Genomic DNA, 20,927 nt, shown 5'->3' on the forward strand with positions numbered 1-20,927 from the left:
CGATGCGCAGGCCGGCAGGCACCGGCCTGCCTGGCGTCAGAGGCCGATCTCCTGCCACAGCCGGTCGACGCGCGCCTTGACGGCCGCGTCCATCTCGATCGGGCGGCCCCATTCGCGGCTGGTTTCGCCCGGCCACTTGTTGGTCGCGTCGAGCCCCATCTTCGAGCCGAGTCCGGCCACCGGCGACGCGAAGTCGAGATAGTCGATCGGCGTGCTGTCGACCATCACCGTGTCGCGCACGGGGTCGACGCGCGTCGTGATCGCCCAGATCACTTCCTTCCAGTCGCGGATGTTCACGTCCTCGTCGACGACCACGATGAACTTCGTATACATGAACTGCCGCAGGAAGCTCCACACGCCGAACATCACGCGCTTCGCGTGGCCCGCGTAGCTCTTCTTCATCTGGACGATGGCCATCCGGTAGCTGCAGCCTTCGGGCGGCAGGTAGAAGTCGGTGATTTCCGTGAACTGCTTCTGCAGCAGCGGCACGAACACCTCGTTGAGCGCGACGCCGAGCACCGCGGGCTCGTCGGGCGGCTTGCCCGTGTAGGTCGAGTGGTAGATCGCGTCGCGGCGCATCGTGATGCGCTCGACGGTAAACACCGGAAACCACTCCTGTTCGTTGTAGTAACCGGTGTGGTCGCCGTACGGCCCTTCGAGCGCGTGTTCGTACGCGGCCGCCGCGTTGCCCGCCGGTCGCGGCGGCGCGCCGGCCGGAGCGGGGGCAGGGGCGCCTTCCTGCGGATGAATGAAGCCTTCGAGCACGATCTCCGCGCGCGCGGGCACCTGCAGCGTGTCGACGCCGGGCGTCAGGCACTTCGCGAGTTCCGTGCGGCTGCCGCGCAGCAGGCCGGCGAACTGATACTCGGACAGCGAATCGGGCACGGGCGTCACCGCGCCGAGCGTCGTGGCTGGGTCGGCGCCGAGCACGACCGCGACCGGATACGGCTTGCCGGGGTTCTGCAGCGCGAATTCGCGGAAATCCAGCGCGCCGCCGCGATGCGCGAGCCAGCGCATGATCAGCTTGTTGCGGCCGATCAGCTGCTGGCGGTAGATGCCGAGATTCTGGCGCGACTTGTTCGGTCCGCGCGTGACCGTCAGGCCCCACGTGACGAGCGGCCCCGCATCGCCGGGCCAGCAGGTCTGGATCGGCAGCTTGTTCAGGTCGACGTCGGCGCCTTCCCACACGATCTCCTGGCACGGTGGCGACGACACCGACTTCGGCGCCATGTCCCACACCGCCTTCGCGAGCGACAGCAGCTTGCCGGCGTCCTTCAGGCTCTTCGGCGGATCGGGCTCCTTCAGCGCGGACAGCAGGCGTCCGAGATCGCGCAGCGAGCCGAGCGCGGCATCGTCGCCCGCATCGACGCCCATCCCGAGCGCGACGCGGCGCGGCGTGCCGAACAGGTTGCCGAGCACCGGAAATGCATTGCCGGGCGGCGCGTTGAACAGCAGCGCGGGGCCGCCGGCGCGCAGCACGCGGTCGCACAGCTCGGTCATTTCGAGCACGGGCGACACGGGCTGCATGACGCGCCGCAGTTCGCCGAGCGCCTCGAGGCGCTGAATGAAATCGCGTAAGTCTTTGTATTTCATGAAGAAGGTCCGGGCAACCCGCATGAGCGGGCAGCGATGGGCGGGGCAGCGGCCGGCTGCGACCCCGAATTGACCGCCGATTTTACCCCGGGCAGCCATGCGGCCGCCCGGCGGAGAAAAAGTCGATCGCGCGCAAACCCCCTACGGCACGGGGCTCGCGTTCTGAAGAGGAGTTTTAAATTACTTTTTGTTATAGATTTGAGTTTTTATAGTGTTGACGATCTATAAAACCCTGCTAGAATCCGCTCACATTGGTTGCAGGGTAAAAGGCTTCGAGCCGCCAATCACCGATCTTTGACGCAGCGCGTCACCGTCCGCCGAACCCTGCACGGCGTCTTCGACGGCTTTTGTCGTAGTCCTAGCCAGCGCTACCAGACGCTGGTTTTTTGCGTGGGTGCCACCGCGTATGCCCGCCTCGCCCAATGTGCGAAGGCGCCGGTCCTCTTACACCGTGGCCTCGAACGGTACTTATACCGTTTCCCCGATGCTTGCACGTCCCAACCAAGGCGTGCGGCGTCGTGATTCCGCGGCGCGTTTTCTGTCTCGCCTTCGAGCTGAGCGAGCCGCACGAGTCATGTTCATGGGAGATGATCTGAATGAACGCTTGGTTATCGTGGCGTCCCACTGAGCAGCATGCGCAAATCGTGCGCAACTTGCTGCGTCGCGGGACGCGTGTCAGTCACCATCTATTCAGCGTTGTCGGCTGTTTCGCTGTCGCGGTTGCGCTTGCACTGTGGCTGCTGCCAACCGTCCGCGGCACGCTTGCCGCGAAGCTGATGCCGGTCGTATCCGCGGCCGTGCAGGCCGGTCCGGCGCGTCTGCTGTCCGGCCATCCGCTGCCGAACTTCGCGCCTGCCGGTGCGCAGCCGCAGCAGGAAGACGGTCCCGAAACGGATGCGCTGGCGGTCGGCCTCGATGTCGCGCCGGAAACCGCCGCGCAGGGCGCTCAAGGCCCGCAGGGCGATGCGTCCGATCCGGCCCGCACCGGCCCGTCGCCGGTCGCACTGGCCAAGCTGATTCCGATTCAGCGCGTGGCGGCCGATGCGCGCGACGATCGCGCGCTCGCGTCGAACCGCGAACAGGCGCTTGTCGCCACTTATCTGTCGCGCCGTTACCGCGTCGCGCAGGAGCCGCTCGGCCAGCTCGTCAAGGCTGCGTTCCAGACCGGTCGTGACGTCGGCCTGGACCCGCTGCTGCTGCTGTCCGTGATGGCGATCGAATCGGGCTTCAACCCGTACGCAGAAAGCGGCGTCGGCGCGAAGGGGCTGATGCAGGTCATGTCGAAGGTTCATTCCGACAAGTTCGAGTATTTCGGCGGCACCGATACCGCGCTGCAGCCGCTCGCGAACCTGCAGGTCGGCGCACTGGTGCTGAAGGATTGCATCGCGCGCGGCGGCTCGCTCGCGAACGGCCTGCGCCTGTACAACGGCTCGACGAACCCCGACGACAACGGCTATGGCTCGAAGGTGATGGCCGAACGCGGTCGCTTGCGCGACGTCGCGCGTGGCCGCAACGTGCCGATCAACGCGCCGCAGGCGCCCGCGCAACCCGCGAAGCCGATCGTCACCGCCGCTGCCGTGACGGCCGCAGCCGGCGGCGCGAAGCGCGTGCATGCGACGCTCGACGGTACGACCTCGGTCAAGGCGGCGCCGAAGGAAGCCGCGTCGCAGGACGACGCGAGCGTCGATACCGCGAAGCAGTCGCACGCCGATCATTCGGAGCTCGGCGCGTAGCGTCGCAGGCGCCGTGCGGCTTCGGCCGGCACGACTGGGCATGAGAAAGGAAAGGCACCCGATTCGGGTGCCTTTTCTTTTTGCGGTGCGTGAAGCGCCCGGTGCGCCGGGCGCGGTGTCAGTGCTGCCCGAACAGCGTCCCGAGTCGGTCGACCGCCTCTTCGAGCCGCGAGTAGGCCGTCGCATAGGACAGGCGGATATAGTCGCGCGGCGCATGGACACCGAAGTCCATGCCCGGCACCAGCACCACGCCAGCGTCGTGCAGCATCGCCTGCGTGAGCGCGGCGCTGTCGCCGGCCGCCGGGTGCGCGACGCCGCCGCAATGCGCATACACATAGAACGCGCCGTCCGGCATCACCGGCACCGTGAAGCCGAGCCGCTGCAGCGCCGGCGCGATGAAATCGCGCCGGCGCTTGAATTCGAGCCGGCGTGTTTCGTAGATGTCGAGCGTCGCGGGTTCGAAGCAGGCGAGCGCCGCATGTTGCGCGAGTGCGGACGGGCAGATGAACAGGTTCTGCGAGAGCTTCTCGAACGTGCCGACGAGCGCGGGCGGCACGACGAGCCAGCCGAGCCGCCAGCCCGTCATGCTGAAATACTTCGAGAAGCTGTTCACGGTGATCACGTCGTCGCCGAACGACAGCGCCGACACGGGCGCGGCGTCGTAGCTGAGCCCCTGGTAGATCTCGTCGACGATCGTGAAGCCGCCGCGTGCGCGCACCGCTTCGACGATCCGCTTCAGTTCGTCCGGTTCGAGCGACGTGCCGGTCGGGTTCGACGGCGACGCGAGCAGCACGCCGCGCGTGCGCTCGTTCCAGTGCGTGCGGACGTCGTGTTCGGTGAGCTGGAAGCGCGCGTCCGGGCCGCTCGGCACGAGCACCGGACGGCCTTCAGCCGCCGCGACGAAGTGCCGGTTGCACGGGTAGGACGGATCGGGCATCAGCACTTCGTCATCGCGGCCGACCAGCGCGAGGCATGCGAGCAGCAGCGCGGCCGATGCGCCGGCCGTCACGACGATCCGCTCGGGGGCGACCGTGAGGCCGTATGCGCGTGCATAGTGCGCGGCGATCGCCTCGCGCAGCGGCGCGATGCCGAGCGCGCTCGTGTACTGCGTGACGCCGCGGCGCAGCGCGGCCGCGGCGGCCTCGACAACCGGCTCCGGCGCGGTGAAATCCGGCTCGCCGATGCCCATGTGGATAACATCGCGCCCCAAGGACTCGAGCCGCTGTGCCTCCTTCATCAGTTCCATCACATGAAAAGGCTGGATCGCGTCGACGCGTGCGGCGAGCGTGACGAGCGAATCGGCGGTGGTATTCATCGGCGGGCAGGGCGGAGGGGGAAAAGAATGAAAAACGGGCGCTTGCGCGCCCGTGGACCAACCAGCGGCGTCAGCCGTTGCGACGCGCCTGCGTTTCGGCCGGGCGCAGCTTCGCGGCGAGCTTGTCGAGCACGCCGTTCACGTACTTGTAGCCGTCGGAGCCGCCGAACGTCTTCGCGAGTTCGACGGCTTCGTTGATGATCACGCGGTACGGCGTTTCGACATGGTGCGTGAGCTCGAACGTCGCGATCAGCAGCACCGCGCGTTCGACCGGCGACAGCTGATCGATCGGACGGTCGAGCGACGGCGCCAGCGCTTCGACGAGCGTCGCATGCTCGCGGATCACGCCGTGCAGGATCGCTTCGAGCAGTTCCTTGTCAGCCTTGTCGTAACCGAGCGCGCCGCGCAGTTGCGCGTCGATCTCGCCGGAGGGCGCGTTCGACAGCAGCCACTGGTACAGGCCCTGCGTCGCCAGCTCGCGCGATTGTCGGCGGGCGCTCTTCTTCATGCGCGCTCCTCTTCGTCGTCTTCCTCTTCGTCCTCGTCGTCGCCGAGTTGGTCGAGCGCCATCGTCAGATTGGCCATCTCGACCGCGACGCGTGCGGCGTCACGACCCTTTTCGGTCATGCGCGCGACGGCCTGCTCGTCGTTTTCGGTCGTCAGCACGGCGTTCGCGATCGGCAGGTTGAAGTCGAGGCCGATGCGGGTAATGCCCGCGCCGCTCTCGTTCGACACGAGTTCGAAATGGTAGGTCTCGCCGCGGATCACCGCGCCGAGCGCGATCAGCGCGTCGAACTGGCCGCTTTCGGCGAGCTTCTGCAGCGCGAGCGGGATTTCCAGCGCGCCGGGCACCGACACGAGCAGCACGTCTTCACCGGTGACGCCGAGGCGTTCCAGTTCTTCGACGCACGCGTCGGCGAGGCCGTTGCACACGGGCTCGTTGAAGCGCGATTGCACGATGCCGATACGCAGGCCGTCGCCTTCGAGATTCGGTTGGTATTGTCCGATTTCCATGATCTGGTCCGTGGTGTGGATGAACGGTTATAGGGCGAAAGCGCCGTGGCGGGTTACGCGTGGGACGCCGGGCAGGACTTGGCTTCGCCGCCGGGCATCGGAATGAAGCCCGTGACTTCGAGGCCGTAGCCGGACATGCTGCCCAGCTTGCGCGGATTCGACAGCACCTGCATCTTGCCGACGCCGACATCGCGCAGGATCTGTGCGCCGATGCCGAACGTCTTGAAATCGACCGGCCGGCGCTTGAGCGCGGCAGCCCTTTCTTCCTCGTCGAACGCCTTGAAGACGTCGATCAGGTGTTCCTTCGTATCGCCGCAGTTGAGCAGCACGATCACGCCGAGGTCGCGTTCCGCGATGTCGCGCATCGCGGCGTCGAGCGTCCACGAGTGGGTCGAGATGCCGGTCTCGAGCAGATCGAGCACCGACAGCGGCTCGTGCACGCGCACCGGCGTATCGACATCGGGCGACGGAGCGCCGCGCACCAGCGCGATGTGCGGCGAGCCGCTCGGCTGGTCGCGGTACAGCACCGCGCGGAACGTGCCGTGCGCGGTCTGCATCGTGCGCTCGGCGATCCGCTCGATGATCGATTCGGTGCGGCTGCGGTACTGGATCAGGTCGGCGATCGTGCCGATCTTCAGGTTGTGTTCCTTCGCGAATTCGATCAGGTCGGGCAGGCGCGCCATCGTCCCGTCGTCCTTGATGATCTCGCAGATCACCGCGGCCGGCGTGAGGCCCGCGAGCGCCGTGAAGTCGCAGCCGGCCTCGGTGTGGCCCGCGCGCACGAGTACGCCGCCCGGTTGCGCCATGATCGGGAACACGTGGCCCGGCTGCACGATGTGCTCGGGGCGCACGTCGTGCGCGACCGCCGTGGCGATCGTGTGCGCCCGGTCGGCGGCCGAGATGCCGGTCGTCACGCCTTCGGCCGCTTCGATGCTGACCGTGAACGCGGTGCCGTACTGCGTGCCGTTGCGGTAGGTCATCAGCGGCAGGTGAAGCTGCTTGCAGCGCTCCTGCGTCAACGTCAGACAAACCAGGCCGCGGCCGTACTTGGCCATGAAGTTGATCGCTTCCGGCGTGACGAATTCGGCGGCGATCACGAGGTCGCCCTCGTTTTCGCGGTCTTCTTCATCGACCAGGATCACCATCCGGCCGGCTTTCAGCTCGGCGATGATGTCGAGCGTGGAGGCGAGCGTCATAAGGGGGCGAGAAAGAGGAAAGTGCGTATTTTACGCCAGCCGGACGGCGTTTCGGCTGGCGCGGGCCGCGCGGGGCCCGCGCGTGCTCCGGAAAGCGCTGCGGCCGGCCCCCGCGCGGGGGCGAACGGAGGCGGGCCGGACGTGGCCCGGCCGCGCGTCACGCGTGCTCGTTGCGCCCGCCGAGGTAGTCCAGCTTGCCGAGTTCGACGCCGCTGTGGCGCAGGATGTCGTACGCGGTCGTCACGTGGAAGAAGAAGTTGGGCAGCACGAAATTCAGCAGGTACGACTGGCCGGTGAACTCGATCGGGCCGACGCGCATCTTCAGCACGATCTGGCGCGTCTCGCTGCCGTCGATCTGCGCGGCGTCGAAGCTCTTCAGGTAGTCGATCGTCTTCTGGATGCGTGCGTGCAGTTCGTCGAAGGTCTGCTCGACATCCGGGTAGCTCGGGATTTCGGCGCCGGCGAGCCGCGCGGCGCAGCCCTTGGCCGTATCGGTCGCGATGTACACCTGGCGGACGAGCGGCAGCATGTCCGGATAGAGGCGTGCGCCGATGAACACCGACGGATCGATCTGCTTTTCGGCCGCATGCGCCTGTGCCTTGCCGAGGATGTGCTGCAGGTTGGTGAGGCCGCGGATCAGGACGGGCAGCGAAGCCTGGTACATCGAGATGGACATGGGGACGACTCCAATGGGAAGAGTGGCGGCCGCTACGCGGCGCGTCGTACGTGGCGGCGTGGAAACCGCTGTCGACGCATCTTAGCGCGACGGCATGGCCCGTGCGCGTCGTTGGCCGTTCGGCCAGGTGCCGGCCGGACGGCCAACGACCGAACCCGATCGCGATGCCGGCATTTCGGATGGCAGGAGACGGAGCGGCACGGCACGAAGTAGGGTACGAGCAATGCCCGGTGGCGCCAGCTCGGTTACCGCACACGATCGGCACGGCGGCCGGTGAGTGGAGGAGCGACGGGGTCGTGGCGACGCCCAAACAATGCCGAAACGAACCGCCAGCCGTCATTCCATATACAGAGGATCTGCTTGTTCAGTCCTGATGCACGCCCTGCGATGCCGACAGCATCCGCTCCACATACCGCGCGATCATGTCGACCTCGAGGTTGACCTTGTCGCCGGCCCGCAGGTGACGCAGCGTCGTGACTTCAACCGTATGCGGAATCAGGTTGATCGAGAATTCGCAGCCGTCCGCGCGATCGTCGATCGTATTGACGGTCAGGCTGACGCCGTTCACCGTGATCGATCCCTTGTACGCGAGATAGCGGCCGAGTTCGCGCGGCGCGACGATCCGCAGTTCGTGCGACTCGCCGACCGGTGCGAAGCGCGATACGGTACCGAGGCCGTCCACATGGCCCGACACGATATGCCCGCCGAGGCGGTCATGCGCGCGCAGCGCCTTCTCGAGATTCACTTCGCCGGGCTGCGCGAGGCCGACCGTCCGGTTCAGGCTTTCGCGCGACACGTCGACGTCGAACGTGGTGTCGGTCTTCTCGATCACCGTCATGCATGCGCCCTGGATCGCGATGCTGTCGCTCAGCGCGACATCGGCGAGATCGAGCCCGCCGGCCTGCACGGTCAGGCGCACGCCCGCATCGGCCGACGTGCCGAGCGGGGCGATCGTTTCGATGCGGCCGACGGCCGCGACAATTCCGGTAAACATCGTGGCGATTCCGTTCAGTGAGACGTGTCGGTCGGTGCGACGCGCGCGAGGATGCGCAGGTCGTCGCCGACCCGCTCGATACCGTGGAACGACAGCCGGGTGCGCGCCTCGAGGCTGGCCGGCGCGGCGAGATCGAACATGCCGGCCGCGTCGGCGCCCAGCAGGCTCGGCGCCAGATACACCAGCAATTCGTCGACGCAGTGCTCGCGCAGCAGCGAACCGTTCAGCTTGTGGCCGGCCTCGACGTGCAACTCGTTGACGCCGCGCGCGCCGAGCGCCGCCAGCATCGCGGGCAGGTCGACCTTGCCGTGCGCATTCGCGAGCGGCACGATTTCCGCGCCGCGCGACTTCAGCACGTTCGCGCGCAGTTCGCCGGCGGCGTCGAGCCGGCCGCAGAAGATCAGCAACGGCGCGCCTTCGAGCAGCCGCGCGTCGAGCGGCAGGTCGAGGCGGCTGTCCACCAGGATGCGTTGCGGCTGGCGCGGCGTGTCGATGCCGCGCACGGTCAGCAGCGGATTGTCCTCGCGCACGGTGCCGATACCGGTGAGGATCGCGCACGCGCGGGCGCGCCACGCATGGCCGTCGAGGCGCGCGGCCTCGCCGGTGATCCACTGGCTTTCGCCGGACGGCAGCGCGGTGCGGCCGTCGAGTGATGCGGCGGTCTTCATCCGCACCCACGGGCGGCCGCGCGTCATCCGCGACACGAAGCCGATGTTCAGCTCGCCGGCTTCATTCGCGAGCAGCCCGCAGCGCACGTCGATACCCGCGTCGCGCAGCATTCCGAGGCCGCGCCCCGACACCTGCGGGTTCGGGTCTTCCATCGCGGCGACGACCTTCGCGACGCGCGCGTCGATCAGCGCGTTCGCGCACGGCGGCGTGCGGCCGAAATGGCTGCACGGTTCGAGCGTCACGTAGACGGTCGAGCCCGCGACGTCGTAGCCGCGCGAACGCGCGTCCTTGAGCGCCTGCACTTCCGCGTGGTCCTGGCCGGCCGGCTGCGTGAAGCCTTCGCCGATCACGTCGCCGTCCTTGACGATCACGCAGCCGACGCGCGGATTCGGCGCGGTCGTGTACATGCCGCGCGCCGCGAGCGCGAGCGCGCGCTGCATGTGGGCGAAATCGGTATCCGAGAACATGCGCGCGGCCCCGGGTCAGGCGGCGAGTGCCGCGAACGCGCGGCGCGCGGCCGCGAGCGTCGCGTCGATCACCGCGTCGTCGTGCGTGCTCGACACGAAGCCGGCTTCGTACGCGGACGGCGCGAAGTACACGCCCTCGTCGAGCATCAGATGGAAGAAGCGGTTGAATCGCTCGACGTCGCTCTTGGTGACTTCCGCGAAGCTGCCCGGCACGCGCTCGGCGAAGCACAGGCCGAACATCGCGCCGATCGAGTCGGCCGCGAACGGCACGCCGGCCGCGCGTGCTTCCGCTGCGAGGCCGTCGGCGAGCCGCTTCGTCTGCGCGGTGAGCGCGTCGTAGAAACCCGGCGCCTGGATCAGTTGCAGCGTCTTCAAGCCCGCGGCGACCGCGATCGGATTGCCCGACAGCGTGCCGGCCTGATAGACGCCGCCGAGCGGCGCGAGGTGGGCCATGATGTCGCGGCGGCCGCCGAACGCGGCGGCCGGCATCCCGCCGCCGATCACCTTGCCGAGGCAGGTGAGGTCGGCCGCGATCCCGTAGTACGCCTGCGCGCCGCCGAGCGCGACACGGAACCCGCACATCACCTCGTCGAAGATCAGCACGGCGCCGTGCTTCGTGCACAGCGCGCGCAGCGCGTTCAGGAATTCGGGCGTGCCGCGCACGAGGTTCATGTTGCCGGCGACCGGCTCGACGATCACCGCGGCGATCTCGTCGCCGAACGCGCCGAACGCTTCTTCCAGCGCGGCGACGTTGTTGTATTCGAGGACGGTCGTGTGCTTCGCGATGTCGGCGGGCACGCCGGCCGACGTCGGGTTGCCGAACGTCAGCAGGCCCGAGCCGGCCTTGACCAGCAGGCTGTCCGCGTGGCCGTGGTAGCAGCCCTCGAACTTGACGATGCGGCTGCGGCCCGTGAAGCCGCGCGCGAGACGCAGCGCGCTCATCGTCGCCTCGGTGCCGCTCGACACCATCCGTACCTGCTCGATCGACGGCACGAGCTTGCAGATTTCCTCGGCGATCTCGATCTCGGCTTCGGTCGGCGCGCCGAACGAGAAGCCGTCGGCGAGCACGTTCTGCACGGCCGACAGCACTTCCGGATGGACGTGGCCGACGATCATCGGGCCCCACGAGCCGATGTAGTCGATGTACTGCTTGCCGTCGGCATCCCAGAAATACGGGCCTTGCGCGCGCGCGACGAAGCGCGGCGTGCCGCCGACCGAGCGGAAGGCGCGCACCGGCGAGTTGACGCCGCCCGGAATGGTCTTCTGGGCGCGTTCGAAGAGGATCTGATTGTTGGACATGAGCGAAACCTGCGAGAGAAGGGCGCGGGGGCCTGTGCACGGGCCGCGGCGCCTGGGCGGAACGATCGTCTGATTGTACCGGAGACACGCGCGGCAAGCCCGCCGGCCGGTCCGCGGCCTTTCGGCGCGCCGGGGGAATCGGCCGGACAGAAAGGCGGCCCCGATGCGACCCGGTTTCCGCTTATCGCGGCGGCTTGCGCTTGCCGGTCAGCTCGGCCCAGCGCTTTTCGAGCGGACCTTCGACCATCGGCTTGATCGACGTGCCGGAACTCTGCGCATCCCAGGTCTGTACCGAATACGGATGGACGCGCAGCGCATCGCGCGGAATCACGACGTCCTGGTGCGCGTCGACCAGCCAGTCGTACACGAAGTCGATGCACAGCCGGTAGCCGCGCTTGGTCGACGGATCGGGTACCTCGTATGGCGCGCGCGTCACGTAGCCGGAGCCGAACACACCCTTGGGCTCCTTCGCGACGCGGTGCAGGAATACGCGGTCGCCGGGCAGGATGCCGCGCGCGAAGCCGCAGCCCCATACGTCATGCACGGCCTCGCCGGCCTTCACGCGCGCGGCGACGTCGGGCAGCTCGGGCCATGGCCATTTCTTGGGGCTCCAGATCAGCAGGAAAGCGGTCATCGGGTCGGTCGTACGTCGAATAGATCAGACAAGAGCGGCAAGCAGCAAGCTTAATCGAATCCGCCCTCACGCTGGTTCGGCGCGCGACGCGCGTGGGCGGGTTCCTGCCCGCCGCAGCATGCGGCCCGAGGCACGCAAAAAAGTTGCGCGTACAATCATGGGCCTGAACGCGCCGCTTGCAGCGCGGCTTCCCGTCTTCACCGCCACGCGCGCCCCGATGCGCGCGGGCTCCCATTCCGGATACCCATGTCCCACGTCGTCCGGCGCCGGCCCGATGCCCGGCTGATCCTGTTGCTCGGCGCGCTCGCGGCCTGCGGGCCGATCGCCACCGACATGTACCTGCCGAGCCTGCCGTCGATCGCCGCAGGCTTCTCCGTCAGCGCCGGCGCCGCGCAGCGCACGCTGACGAGCTTCATGGCCGGTTTCTCGATCGGCATGCTGCTGTACGGCCCGCTGTCCGACACGTGGGGCCGCCGCCCCGTGCTGCTCGGCGGGATCGCGCTGTTCACGCTCGCGAGTATCGGCTGCTTCGTGGCGGGTTCGATCGACATGCTGATCGTCGTGCGCTTTTTGCAGGCGCTCGGCGCCGGCGCCGCGTCGGTGCTCGCGCGGGCGATCGCGCGCGACGCGCACGAGCCGAGCGACGCGGCGAAGGTGCTGTCGATGGTCGCGATCGTCACCGCGGTCGGACCGCTGCTCGCGCCGCTGATCGGCGGCCAGATCCTGCGTTTCTCCGGCTGGCGCGGCGTGTTCGTCGTGCTCGCCGTGTTCGGCGCGCTCTGCGCAACGACTGCGTACCTGCGGGTGCCCGAAACCTGGCCGAAGGAGCGGCGCAAGAGCGCGGCCGTGCTCGCGTCGTTCGCGTCGTACGGGCGCATCCTGTCCGACCCCGTCGCATGGGGGCACATGCTGTGCGGCGGGATGGCGTTCGCATCGATGTTCTCGTACATCACCGCGACGCCGTTCGTGTACATCGAGTATTTCCACGTGTCGCCGCAGCACTACGGGCTGCTGTTCGGCCTGAACGTCGTCGGGATCATGATCGGCAACTTCGCGAACACGCGGCTCGTCGGCCGCATCGGTTCGCTGCGCATCATCGCGGCCGCGTCGCTCGTGAGCTGCATCGCGTCGCTCGCGGTCGCGTTCGTCGCGCTGACCGGATTGGGCGGGCTGTGGTCGATCGTCGTGTGCCTGTTCTTCGTCGTCGGCGTGGTCGGGATCCTGTCCGCGAACTGCACGACCGACCTGATGCATCGCTATCCGCACAACGCGGGCGCGTCGGCGGCCGTGTTCGGCGCGATGCAGCTCGCGCTCGGCGCGCTGGCGAGCGTCGCGATCGGCGCACTCGCGGACGGCACGCCGTTCGCGATGGGCGTGACGATCGGTGTGTCGGGCCTGCTGTGCTTCGCCGGGCGCTATCTGGTGCTGCGCTGGCACGGCCGGCCGGTGAAAGCGGGCGCCTGAACCGCGCCGCCCGCCGGGTCGCACAATGAAAAACGCCACCGCGCGCGATGCGCCGGTGGCGTTTTTCGTTGGGACGCGTGAAGCGGCTGACGCCGCGCCATGCGCTAGTCCCGCGCGACGTCCTTCGCCGCCGGCGACGCGCCGTGGCTCAGCCAGTCGAGCACGTCGGCCGTTTCGTCGTCGCTGGCGCGCGCTTTCGCCTGCGCGACGGCTTCGGGCAGTTCGCCGTTCGTCGACGCGCGACGGATCGCGACGCCGACCGCGAGGATGTCGATCATCAGCAGATGCAGAATTCGCGAGATCATCGACAACTGCGACTCGCGCATCTCGATGTGGTCGGTTTCGAGCGCGACGGTCGCGCGCTTCGCGAGCGGCGTGTTGCTCGACGTGATCGCGATCACCTTCGCGCCGGCCTGCATCGCGACGTCGAGCACGCGCAGCAGCTCGGGCGCGCGGCCCGACTTCGACACCGCGACGATCACGTCGCCCTTGCCGAGCAGCGCGGCCGACGCGGCCTGCATGTACAGGTCGCCGTACGCGATCGTCGGAATGCCGAAGCGGAAGAACTTGTAGTGCGCGTCCTGCGCGACGATGTTCGAGTTGCCGAGCCCGTAGAACTCGATGCGGCGCGCGCCGTTCAGGATCTCGATCGCGTTCTCGACGTGCTCGAAATTCAGGTGCTCGCGCAGCTGCAGGATCGCGGACACCGTATTGTCGAGCACCTTCGCGCCGAAGTCGGTGGCCGTATCGCCGAGATGCACCTGGCTGTGGCTCATCGGGATCGTGCCGGTGAGGCCGGTGGCGAGCTTCAGCTTGAAGTCCGACAGCCCCTGGCAGCCGAGCGAGCGGCAGAAGCGGATCACGGTCGGCTGGCTCACGTCGGCCTTGCGCGCGATGTCGACGATCGGATCGTTGATGATCGAGCGCGGATGGTTCAGCGCGAGATCGGCGACGCGGCGCTCGGCCGGCGTCAGCGCGTCGCGCATCTGGCGGATTCGCTCGAACACGGCCGACGACGCACCGCCGGAACGGTTCGACAACTGTTCCGCGAGAATCGCCGACACGCCGAGGAACGCCGGGTATTCGGCGGTGATCAGGTAGGTCGGGATGTTTTCGAGGTAGTGCGTGAAGCGGCCCTTCGCCTCGAAGCGCGCGCGGAACGACGAGCGCGTGAACAGCTCGCCCAGCTTCAGCGCGACGCCACCGCCGATGTACACGCCGCCTAGCGCGCCGAGCGTTAGCGCGACGCTGCCCGCGAACGCGCCGAGAATCCCGCAGAAGCATTCGACCGTCTCGAGCGCGAGCGCGTCGCCCGCATGCGCGCGCTCGACGATCTCGACCGTGTCGACGGTCGCGGCGACGCGCTTCTTGTCGCGCGCCGCGAGCGCGCGATAGATGATCTCCATGCCGGGGCCCGCGCACACGCGTTCGAACGACACGTGCGGAAACTTCTTGCGCGCGTACTGCAGTACCAGGTCCTCGCGCTCGTCCTGCGGCGCGAACGATGCGTGGCCGCCTTCGCTGCCGAGCGCGATCCAGCGGTCATCGGCCGGAATCAGCCCCGACACGCCGAGCCCGGTACCGGGCCCGAGCAGGCCGATCACGCTGTTCTGGCGACGTGCGCCGCCGCCGACCTGCACGCGCTGGGCATCGGTCAGGCCCGGCAGCGCCATCGCGAGCGCGGTGAAGTCGTTGACGACCAGCAGCGTGTCGAAGCCGAGCGCGCGGCGCGTCGCCTCGATCGAGAAACTCCAGTCGTGGTTGGTCATCGTGACCTGGTCGCCGTCGACCGGGTTCGCGATCGCGATCGCCGCGTGGTTCACGCGGCTGATCTTCACATCCTTCAGATACTTGCGGATCGCGTCGGTGATCGTCGGATAGTCGGCGCCGGGATACACGCGGATCTGCGTGATCTCGCCGGGGCCGGTTTCCAGCGCGAAGCGCGCGTTGGTGCCGCCGACGTCCGCGAGCAGGCGCGGGCCGTCGGCATGCTGACCCGCGACGACCGCCTTACTTTGCGCACCAGTAGACATCGAGCTGGGTCCCCTTGTCGTTGGCCAGTTGGGAAATCGCGTTCTTCTGCAGCGACGCGGCCGCGGCGTCGAGCACGTCGCGTTTGCGGGCGCCCGCGATCAGCAGGAACAGCCGGTCGACGCGCTTGAGCGCATCGAGCGAATAGCTCACGCGTGCATGGGGCGCCGCGCCCGGATGCACGGCGACGAACCGCTCGGACGTCGTGATCGCGTGGTCCCATTCGGGTGCGTCGGCGAAGATCGACGCGGTGTGGCCGTCCTCGCCCATGCCGAGCACGGCGACGGTCGGCACGCGGTAGTCGGGGTTCGCGTTCAACGCGGCGACGTGCGCGTCGAGCGTGCTGCGCGTGTCGACGAGCGGCAGGAAGCGGGCAGGGGCCGCCGCGCGCTGCAGCAGCGTGTCGCGCACGAGTTGCGCGTTGCTGGCCGCGTCGTCGTCCGGCACCCAGCGGTCGTCGACCAGCGTGACGTCGACGCCGGCCCAGTCGAGCGCCGCGTGCGACAGCGTATGCAGGAACGGGCGCGGGCTGGTGCCGCCGGACACCGCGAGCGTGGGGCGCGCGGGGCCGGCAAGCGCCGCGCGCAGCGCATCGCCGACGGCGCGCGCGAGCGCTTCGCTTTGCGCTTCCTGGGTGTCGAAAGCGTGGATCTCGATCACATCTCCTCCGGACTGCTTTGTCTGTTCAAATCGTACGAATCGTGAGGCGCGTTGCCGCGTACGGTGGCGTACGCCGCAACGGTTTGCATCAGTTTTCTTCTTCGAGCCAGCAGGTGTCGTGCTGCGCGAGCATCGCGCTCGACGCGGCCGGCCCCCACGTGCCCGCCGCGTACGGCTTCGGCGGCTTGAGCGTGCGCGCCCATTCGTTCAGGATCGGCTCGACCCATTGCCAGGCGGCTTCCTGCTCGTCGCGACGCACGAACAGGGCGAGCCGGCCGTTGATCACGTCGAGCAGCAGGCGCTGGTACGCCTCCATCTGCCCTTCCTTGAAGAACTGGTCGAACGCGAGGTCGAGGTGCACGCTCGCGAGGTTCATCCCTTCGCCCGGCTGTTTCGCGAGGCAGTACAGGCGGATCGTCTCGTTCGGCTGCAGCCGGATCACGAGACGGTTCGAACCGGGGCGCAGCGCGGTCGGCCCGAGCGCCGAATGCGGCACCGGGCGGAAGTTGACGACGATCTCCGCGACGCGGTCGGCCAGACGCTTGCCGGTGCGCAGGAAGAACGGCACGCCGGCCCAGCGCCAGTTCTCGATCTCGACCTTCAGCGCGACGAAGGTTTCGGTCTGGCTGTCGGGCTTCACGCCCGGCTCGGTCGCGTAGGCCGGCACCTGCGCGCCTTTGATCACGCCCGCATGATACTGGCCGCGCACCGCGACCTTGCCGATGTCGCGCGGATCGATCGGCTTCAGCGCGCGCAGCACGCGCAGCTTCTCGTCGCGTACCGAGTCGGAATCCATCGAGTGCGGCGGCTCCATCGCGACGATCGACAGCAGCTGGAGCAGGTGGTTCTGCACCATGTCGCGCAGCGCGCCCGTATTGTCGTAGAAATCGCCGCGCGCCTCGACGCCGAGCTCTTCCGCGATCGTGATCTGGATGCTCTCGACCCATTCGCGGCGCCACAGCGGCTCGAACAGCGCATTGCCGAAGCGCAGCGCGAGCAGGTTCTGTACCGGCTCCTTGCCGAGGTAGTGGTCGATCCGGTAGATCTGGCCTTCCGCGAAGATCTCGCCGACCGCGTCGTTGATCGCGTTGGACGACTTCAGGTCGTAGCCGAGCGGCTTCTCCAGCACGATGCGCGAGCCTTCGTTCAGGCCGACCGACGCGAGCGCCTTGCAGATCGGCACGAACAGCGACGGGCCGGTCGCGAGATAGAACACGCGGATGCCGGGCAGCGATGCGATCGCGTCGCGCAGCACGACGTAGTCCTCCGCGCGGCCGAGATCGAGCTTCACGTACTCGATGCGGTCGAGAAACGACTTCCAGGCCGCGTCGTCGAACGCGTTGCCGGCCGCCTTCGCCGCATGCGGCTTCACGTGCGTGTCGACCCATTCGAGATAGCCCGCCCGATCCGATTCGTGTCGTGCGACGGCCACGATCCGACCGCCGTCCGCCAGCATGTTCGCACGGTGCGCTTCGAACAGCGCGGGCAGGATCTTGCGCATCGACAAATCGCCGGTGCCGCCGAAAAGTACGAAGGTAAAGCTGGAATCGGTATGCATGTGTCTCCGCCGTGTTGGGGGTGCTGGAAGCGATCCGTAGTGCGATAAAAATATTTTTGACACTGAATTGTAGTTTAACTACAATCCGCCGCAAGGGGTAGCACCTGGGTGAAGAAAAAAAGAAGTGCGGTCGATGAACTGCGCGAGCTTCGCCTTCGGGAGCGCCTTGTGCCGAATGGTATCGGACATTGACGGAGCGCATCATTGCGCGCCGTCGCCCCCGGGCTCGCGCCGCAGCATCGCGGTGGGCCAGAAACACAAAGAGGAGACACGCCGTTGAATCTCGATTCACGCTTTCTGTAAGAGCCCGGCCGGTCATCGGCCCCGTACGCTGCATGCGTCCCGCGGCTCGATTTCCCCGTCGTTTATCAAGAAGCCGGTTCCCCGTCGGGGAACCTCACGAGTTGATTCAGTCTGGAGGAGATAAGTAATGAAAGTTCGCTCGATCATGGGCGCGCTCTGCGCCGCGGGTCTGATGGCTGGCGCCGTGGCGGCGCAGGCAGCCGAGAACGTAACCGTGCTGCACTGGTGGACCTCGGGCGGCGAGTCGAAGGCCGTCGGCGTGCTGAAGGACGACCTGCAGAAGCAGGGCTACGTGTGGAAGGACTTCGCGGTCGCGGGCGGCGCCGGCGCCGCGGCGATGACCGCGCTGAAGACCAAGGTGATCAGCGGCGATTCCCCGTCGGCCGCGCAGATCAAGGGCCCGCTGATCCAGGACTGGGCCGACCAGGGCGTGCTCGTCAACATCGATTCGGCCGCCGGCGACTGGAAGCAGAACCTGCCGCCGGAAATCGACAAGATCATCAAGTACAAGGGCCATACCGTCGCCGCGCCGTTCTCGGTGCACCGCGTCAACTGGCTGTACATCAACAAGGCCGCGCTCGACAAGGTCGGCGCGAAGGTGCCGACCACCTGGCCCGAATTCTTCGCGGTGGCCGACAAGCTGAAGGCCGCGGGCATCCAGCCGGTCGCGATGGGCGGCCAGCCGTGGCAGGACCTGACGCTGTGGGAAGACGTCGTGCTGTCGCAGGGCCCGGCGTTCTACAAGAAGGCGCTGGTCGACCTCGACCAGGCGACGCTGACGTCGCCGCAGATGCTGTCGGTGTTCGACACGGTGCGCAAGATCCAGGGCTACTTCGACACCGGCCGTAACGGCCGCGACTGGAACCTCGCGACCGCGATGGTCATCAACGGCAAGGCCGGCATGCAGTTCATGGGCGACTGGGCGAAGGGCGAATTCGAAAACGCCGGCAAGAAGGCGGGCAAGGACTACATCTGCGCGCCGGTGCCGGGCACCGCGAATTCGTACACGTTCAACGTCGATTCGTTCGTGTTCTTCCAGCAGAAGGGCGAGAAGAACGCGACGCCGGGCCAGCTCGCGCTCGCGAAGACGATCATGACGCCCGAGTTCCAGGAGCAGTTCAGCCTGCTGAAGGGCTCGGTGCCGGTGCGTCTCGGCGTGAAGATGGACAAGTTCGACGACTGCGCGAAGAAGTCGTATGCCGACGAGCAGACCGCGATCAAGTCGGGCGGCTTCGTGCCGTCGCTCGCGCACGGCATGGCGCAAGGCGACGCGACCGCCGGCGCGATCACCGACGTCGTGACGAAGTTCATGAACTCGCAGCAGGATTCGAAGAGCGCGGTCGCCGCGCTCGCGAAGGCCGCGAAGGTCAAGTAACGCGCGCCAGGCGCCCGGCCGGACACGCTTCATCGGCCGGGCGTTTTTGCATGTGCAGCAAACGGGCTCGCCCGCGGGCCCGTGCCGTACCCGGCGCCGGCCCGGCCTGCGTCGCCCTCGTTCCAGGAGTCGAATCAAGTGGCTGCCCCTCTTAGCGGAAACGGATCCGGCGCTGCCGCCGCACGGCGTACGTCGCCGATGTCGGCCTTCGCCGATCGCTGGATCCCGAAGCTCGTGCTCGCGCCGAGCGTCGCGATCGCCGTGGTGTTCATCTACGGCTTCATCCTGATTACCGGCTATCTGTCGCTGACCCGCTCGCGGCTGTTGCCCAACTACGAATTCGACGGCTTCGGCCGTTACACGGACCTGTTCCAGAACGACGTGTGGTGGACCTCCGCCGCGAACCTCGGCTGGTTCGGGATTCCGTTCATCGCGATCTGCGTCGGCCTCGGGCTGTTCCTCGCGATCCTGCTCGACCAGCGGATTCGCAACGAAGGCGCGCTGCGCGCGATCTTCCTGTACCCGATGGCGCTGTCGTTCATCGTCACCGGCACCGCGTGGCAATGGATTCTGAACCCGGGCCTCGGCCTCGAGAAGGTGATGCACGACTGGGGCTGGACGAGCTTCTCGTTCGGCTGGCTCGACGATCCGGACAAGGCGATCTTCTGCGTGGTGATCGCGGCCGTGTGGCAATCGACCGGCTTCGTGATGGCGCTGTTCCTCGCGGGGCTGCGCGGTGTCGACGGCGAGATCTTCAAGGCCGCGCAGGTCGACGGCGCGACGCTGCCGACCATCTACCGCAAGATCGTGATCCCGAGCATGCGCCCGGTGTTCTTCTCGGTGCTGCTGATCCTCTGCCACATCACGATCAAGACCTTCGACCTCGTCGTCGCGCTGACTGCGGGCGGCCCGGGCACGTCGTCGTCGTTGCCGGCCATGTTCATGTACACGTTTTCGTTCAACCGCGGCCAGCTCGGGCTCGGCGCGGCGTCCTCGGTGATGATGCTCGCGACCGTGGTCGCGGTGCTGGTGCCGCTGATGTATATGGAATCGAGGAGCACCCGCAATGCAGCCTAAGATGACGATCAGCCGGGCAGTGATCTATGCGGCACTGATCCTGTTCGCGCTGTATTTCCTGTTCCCGATCTACGTGATGCTGTCGACGTCGTTCAAGGACCTCGACCAGTTGCGCACCGGCAACCTGCTGACGCCGCCCACCTCGTGGACCGTCGATCCGTGGGTGAAGGCCTGGAGCGGCGCCTGTACCGGCGTGCGCTGCGACGGGATGAAGCCGTTCTTCCTGAACTCGCTGCAGATGGTGATTCCGGCCGTGTTGATCTCGTCGCTGATCGGCGCGTTCAACGGCTACGTGCTCACGCACTGGCGCTTTCGCGGCGCGGACGCGCTGTTCACGATGATGCTGGTCGGCTGCTTCATCCCGTTCCAGGTGATCCTGCTGCCGATGGCGCGCCTGCAGGGGATGCTCGGCCTCGCCAACACGATTCCGGGCCTCGTGTTCGTGCACGTCGTGTACGGGATCGCGTTCACGACGATGTTCTTCCGCAACTTCTACGTGAGCGTGCCGGCCGAACTCGTGAAGGCCGCGCGCATCGACGGCGCGGGCTTCTTCACGATCTTCACGAAGATCCTGCTGCCGGTGTCGCTGCCGATCTTCATGGTGTGCCTGATCTGGCAATTCACGCAGATCTGGAACGACTTCCTGTTCGGGATCGTGTTCTCCGGCGTCGACTCGATGCCGATCACGGTCGCGCTGAACAACCTCGTCAACACGTCGACGGGCGTGAAGGAATACAACGTCGACATGGCCGGCGCGATCATTGCCGCGCTGCCGACGCTGCTCGTCTACATCGTCGCCGGCCGCTACTTCGTGCGCGGGCTGACGGCAGGCGCGGTGAAGGGGTAAGCGCGGCTTCATCCGATACGAC

General features: G+C 67.4%; 18 protein-coding genes. 5 read left to right on the plus strand and 13 right to left on the minus strand.

Going from position 1 to position 20,927, the window contains the following annotated elements; translation table 11 throughout:
• Positions 1-36 precede the first annotated feature (36 nt).
• Positions 37-1,593, minus strand: coding sequence for a UbiD family decarboxylase (locus JMF86_RS04350; protein ID WP_201316768.1), 1,557 nt, complete (start codon positions 1,591-1,593; stop codon positions 37-39).
• 596 nt (positions 1,594-2,189) lie between these two features.
• Here JMF86_RS04350 and JMF86_RS04355 point away from each other — a divergent pair.
• On the plus strand, positions 2,190-3,326 hold the full coding sequence (locus JMF86_RS04355; protein WP_125380742.1) for a transglycosylase SLT domain-containing protein: 1,137 nt from the start codon (positions 2,190-2,192) through the stop codon (positions 3,324-3,326).
• 118 nt (positions 3,327-3,444) lie between these two features.
• On the opposite strand, the gene JMF86_RS04360 is transcribed toward JMF86_RS04355, so the two are convergent.
• From JMF86_RS04360 to JMF86_RS04400, 9 genes are all read right to left on the minus strand, one after another.
• Positions 3,445-4,641, minus strand: a complete 1,197-nt coding sequence (locus tag JMF86_RS04360) for a pyridoxal phosphate-dependent aminotransferase (RefSeq protein WP_125380741.1) — start codon at positions 4,639-4,641, stop codon at positions 3,445-3,447.
• Positions 4,642-4,711: 70 nt separating this feature from the next.
• On the minus strand, positions 4,712-5,149 hold the full coding sequence (gene nusB, locus JMF86_RS04365) for a transcription antitermination factor NusB (protein WP_006476662.1): 438 nt from the start codon (positions 5,147-5,149) through the stop codon (positions 4,712-4,714).
• The gene (ribH, locus tag JMF86_RS04370; RefSeq protein WP_201316769.1) at positions 5,146-5,655 is read right to left on the minus strand and encodes a 6,7-dimethyl-8-ribityllumazine synthase; all 510 of its coding nucleotides are present in this window, start codon (positions 5,653-5,655) and stop codon (positions 5,146-5,148) included. The genes nusB and ribH overlap by 4 nt, the downstream gene beginning before the upstream one ends.
• Positions 5,656-5,708: 53 nt before the next feature.
• On the minus strand, positions 5,709-6,851 hold the full coding sequence (gene ribBA, locus JMF86_RS04375) for a bifunctional 3,4-dihydroxy-2-butanone-4-phosphate synthase/GTP cyclohydrolase II (RefSeq protein WP_006476660.1): 1,143 nt from the start codon (positions 6,849-6,851) through the stop codon (positions 5,709-5,711).
• A gap of 157 nt (positions 6,852-7,008) precedes the next feature.
• Positions 7,009-7,527: a DUF1993 family protein gene (locus JMF86_RS04380; RefSeq protein WP_023475222.1), complete on the minus strand. Its 519-nt coding sequence runs from the start codon at positions 7,525-7,527 to the stop codon at positions 7,009-7,011.
• Positions 7,528-7,891: 364 nt separating this feature from the next.
• A complete protein-coding gene (locus JMF86_RS04385; RefSeq protein WP_054927488.1) occupies positions 7,892-8,521 on the minus strand; it encodes a riboflavin synthase in 630 nt (209 codons plus the stop codon).
• Positions 8,522-8,535: 14 nt separating this feature from the next.
• Positions 8,536-9,657 (minus strand): bifunctional diaminohydroxyphosphoribosylaminopyrimidine deaminase/5-amino-6-(5-phosphoribosylamino)uracil reductase RibD, encoded by a 1,122-nt coding sequence (gene ribD, locus JMF86_RS04390; RefSeq protein WP_006476657.1) that lies wholly within the window; start codon positions 9,655-9,657, stop codon positions 8,536-8,538.
• A gap of 15 nt (positions 9,658-9,672) precedes the next feature.
• Entirely contained in the window at positions 9,673-10,956 is a 1,284-nt protein-coding gene (gene hemL, locus JMF86_RS04395; RefSeq protein WP_201316770.1) for a glutamate-1-semialdehyde 2,1-aminomutase, read from the minus strand.
• Between the two features lie 181 nt (positions 10,957-11,137).
• Positions 11,138-11,590, minus strand: coding sequence for a hypothetical protein (locus tag JMF86_RS04400; RefSeq protein ID WP_012328082.1), 453 nt, complete (start codon positions 11,588-11,590; stop codon positions 11,138-11,140).
• A gap of 246 nt (positions 11,591-11,836) precedes the next feature.
• Here JMF86_RS04400 and JMF86_RS04405 point away from each other — a divergent pair, with 246 nt between their 5' ends.
• Entirely contained in the window at positions 11,837-13,054 is a 1,218-nt protein-coding gene (locus JMF86_RS04405) for a Bcr/CflA family multidrug efflux MFS transporter (protein ID WP_006476654.1), read from the plus strand.
• 104 nt (positions 13,055-13,158) lie between these two features.
• Here JMF86_RS04405 and JMF86_RS04410 read toward each other — a convergent pair whose 3' ends face one another.
• From JMF86_RS04410 to zwf, 3 genes are all read right to left on the minus strand, one after another.
• The gene (locus JMF86_RS04410; RefSeq protein ID WP_006476653.1) at positions 13,159-15,087 is read right to left on the minus strand and encodes a bifunctional transcriptional regulator/glucokinase; all 1,929 of its coding nucleotides are present in this window, start codon (positions 15,085-15,087) and stop codon (positions 13,159-13,161) included.
• Positions 15,065-15,745, minus strand: a complete 681-nt coding sequence (gene pgl / locus JMF86_RS04415) for a 6-phosphogluconolactonase (RefSeq protein ID WP_011544825.1) — start codon at positions 15,743-15,745, stop codon at positions 15,065-15,067. Before pgl ends, JMF86_RS04410 begins: the two co-directional genes overlap by 23 nt.
• 88 nt (positions 15,746-15,833) lie before the next feature.
• Positions 15,834-17,303 carry a glucose-6-phosphate dehydrogenase gene (gene zwf / locus JMF86_RS04420; RefSeq protein WP_011544826.1) on the minus strand — a complete coding sequence of 490 codons (1,470 nt, stop codon included), beginning with the start codon at positions 17,301-17,303 and terminating at the stop codon, positions 15,834-15,836.
• A gap of 430 nt (positions 17,304-17,733) precedes the next feature.
• Here zwf and JMF86_RS04425 point away from each other — a divergent pair, with 430 nt between their 5' ends.
• The 3 genes from JMF86_RS04425 to JMF86_RS04435 all read left to right on the plus strand — a co-directional run bounded on the left by JMF86_RS04425 (position 17,734) and on the right by JMF86_RS04435 (position 20,905).
• The gene (locus tag JMF86_RS04425) at positions 17,734-18,981 is read left to right on the plus strand and encodes an ABC transporter substrate-binding protein (protein WP_006476650.1); all 1,248 of its coding nucleotides are present in this window, start codon (positions 17,734-17,736) and stop codon (positions 18,979-18,981) included.
• A gap of 138 nt (positions 18,982-19,119) precedes the next feature.
• Positions 19,120-20,058: a carbohydrate ABC transporter permease gene (locus tag JMF86_RS04430; protein ID WP_011544827.1), complete on the plus strand. Its 939-nt coding sequence runs from the start codon at positions 19,120-19,122 to the stop codon at positions 20,056-20,058.
• Positions 20,048-20,905 (plus strand): carbohydrate ABC transporter permease, encoded by an 858-nt coding sequence (locus tag JMF86_RS04435; RefSeq protein ID WP_006476648.1) that lies wholly within the window; start codon positions 20,048-20,050, stop codon positions 20,903-20,905. Before JMF86_RS04430 ends, JMF86_RS04435 begins: the two co-directional genes overlap by 11 nt.
• The last annotated feature ends 22 nt before the right edge of the window (positions 20,906-20,927 follow it).

The sequence above is a fragment of the Burkholderia sp. E168m15 genome (assembly GCF_016586105.1).
GTDB lineage: Bacteria > Pseudomonadota > Gammaproteobacteria > Burkholderiales > Burkholderiaceae > Burkholderia > Burkholderia orbicola.

Coding starts and splice junctions, on each gene's coding strand:
- JMF86_RS04350 (WP_201316768.1), bottom strand. CDS start 1,593: ATGAAATACAAAGACTTACGCGATTTCATTCAGCGCCTCGAGGCGCTC.
- JMF86_RS04425 (WP_006476650.1), top strand. CDS start 17,734: ATGAAAGTTCGCTCGATCATGGGCGCGCTCTGCGCCGCGGGTCTGATG.
- hemL (WP_201316770.1), bottom strand. CDS start 10,956: ATGTCCAACAATCAGATCCTCTTCGAACGCGCCCAGAAGACCATTCCG.
- ribBA (WP_006476660.1), bottom strand. CDS start 6,851: ATGACGCTCGCCTCCACGCTCGACATCATCGCCGAGCTGAAAGCCGGC.
- nusB (WP_006476662.1), bottom strand. CDS start 5,149: ATGAAGAAGAGCGCCCGCCGACAATCGCGCGAGCTGGCGACGCAGGGC.
- ribD (WP_006476657.1), bottom strand. CDS start 9,657: ATGTTCTCGGATACCGATTTCGCCCACATGCAGCGCGCGCTCGCGCTC.
- JMF86_RS04400 (WP_012328082.1), bottom strand. CDS start 11,590: ATGACCGCTTTCCTGCTGATCTGGAGCCCCAAGAAATGGCCATGGCCC.
- JMF86_RS04405 (WP_006476654.1), top strand. CDS start 11,837: ATGTCCCACGTCGTCCGGCGCCGGCCCGATGCCCGGCTGATCCTGTTG.
- zwf (WP_011544826.1), bottom strand. CDS start 17,303: ATGCATACCGATTCCAGCTTTACCTTCGTACTTTTCGGCGGCACCGGC.
- JMF86_RS04360 (WP_125380741.1), bottom strand. CDS start 4,641: ATGAATACCACCGCCGATTCGCTCGTCACGCTCGCCGCACGCGTCGAC.
- JMF86_RS04385 (WP_054927488.1), bottom strand. CDS start 8,521: ATGTTTACCGGAATTGTCGCGGCCGTCGGCCGCATCGAAACGATCGCC.
- ribH (WP_201316769.1), bottom strand. CDS start 5,655: ATGGAAATCGGACAATACCAACCGAATCTCGAAGGCGACGGCCTGCGT.
- JMF86_RS04355 (WP_125380742.1), top strand. CDS start 2,190: ATGAACGCTTGGTTATCGTGGCGTCCCACTGAGCAGCATGCGCAAATC.
- JMF86_RS04380 (WP_023475222.1), bottom strand. CDS start 7,527: ATGTCCATCTCGATGTACCAGGCTTCGCTGCCCGTCCTGATCCGCGGC.
- JMF86_RS04410 (WP_006476653.1), bottom strand. CDS start 15,087: ATGTCTACTGGTGCGCAAAGTAAGGCGGTCGTCGCGGGTCAGCATGCC.
- JMF86_RS04435 (WP_006476648.1), top strand. CDS start 20,048: ATGCAGCCTAAGATGACGATCAGCCGGGCAGTGATCTATGCGGCACTG.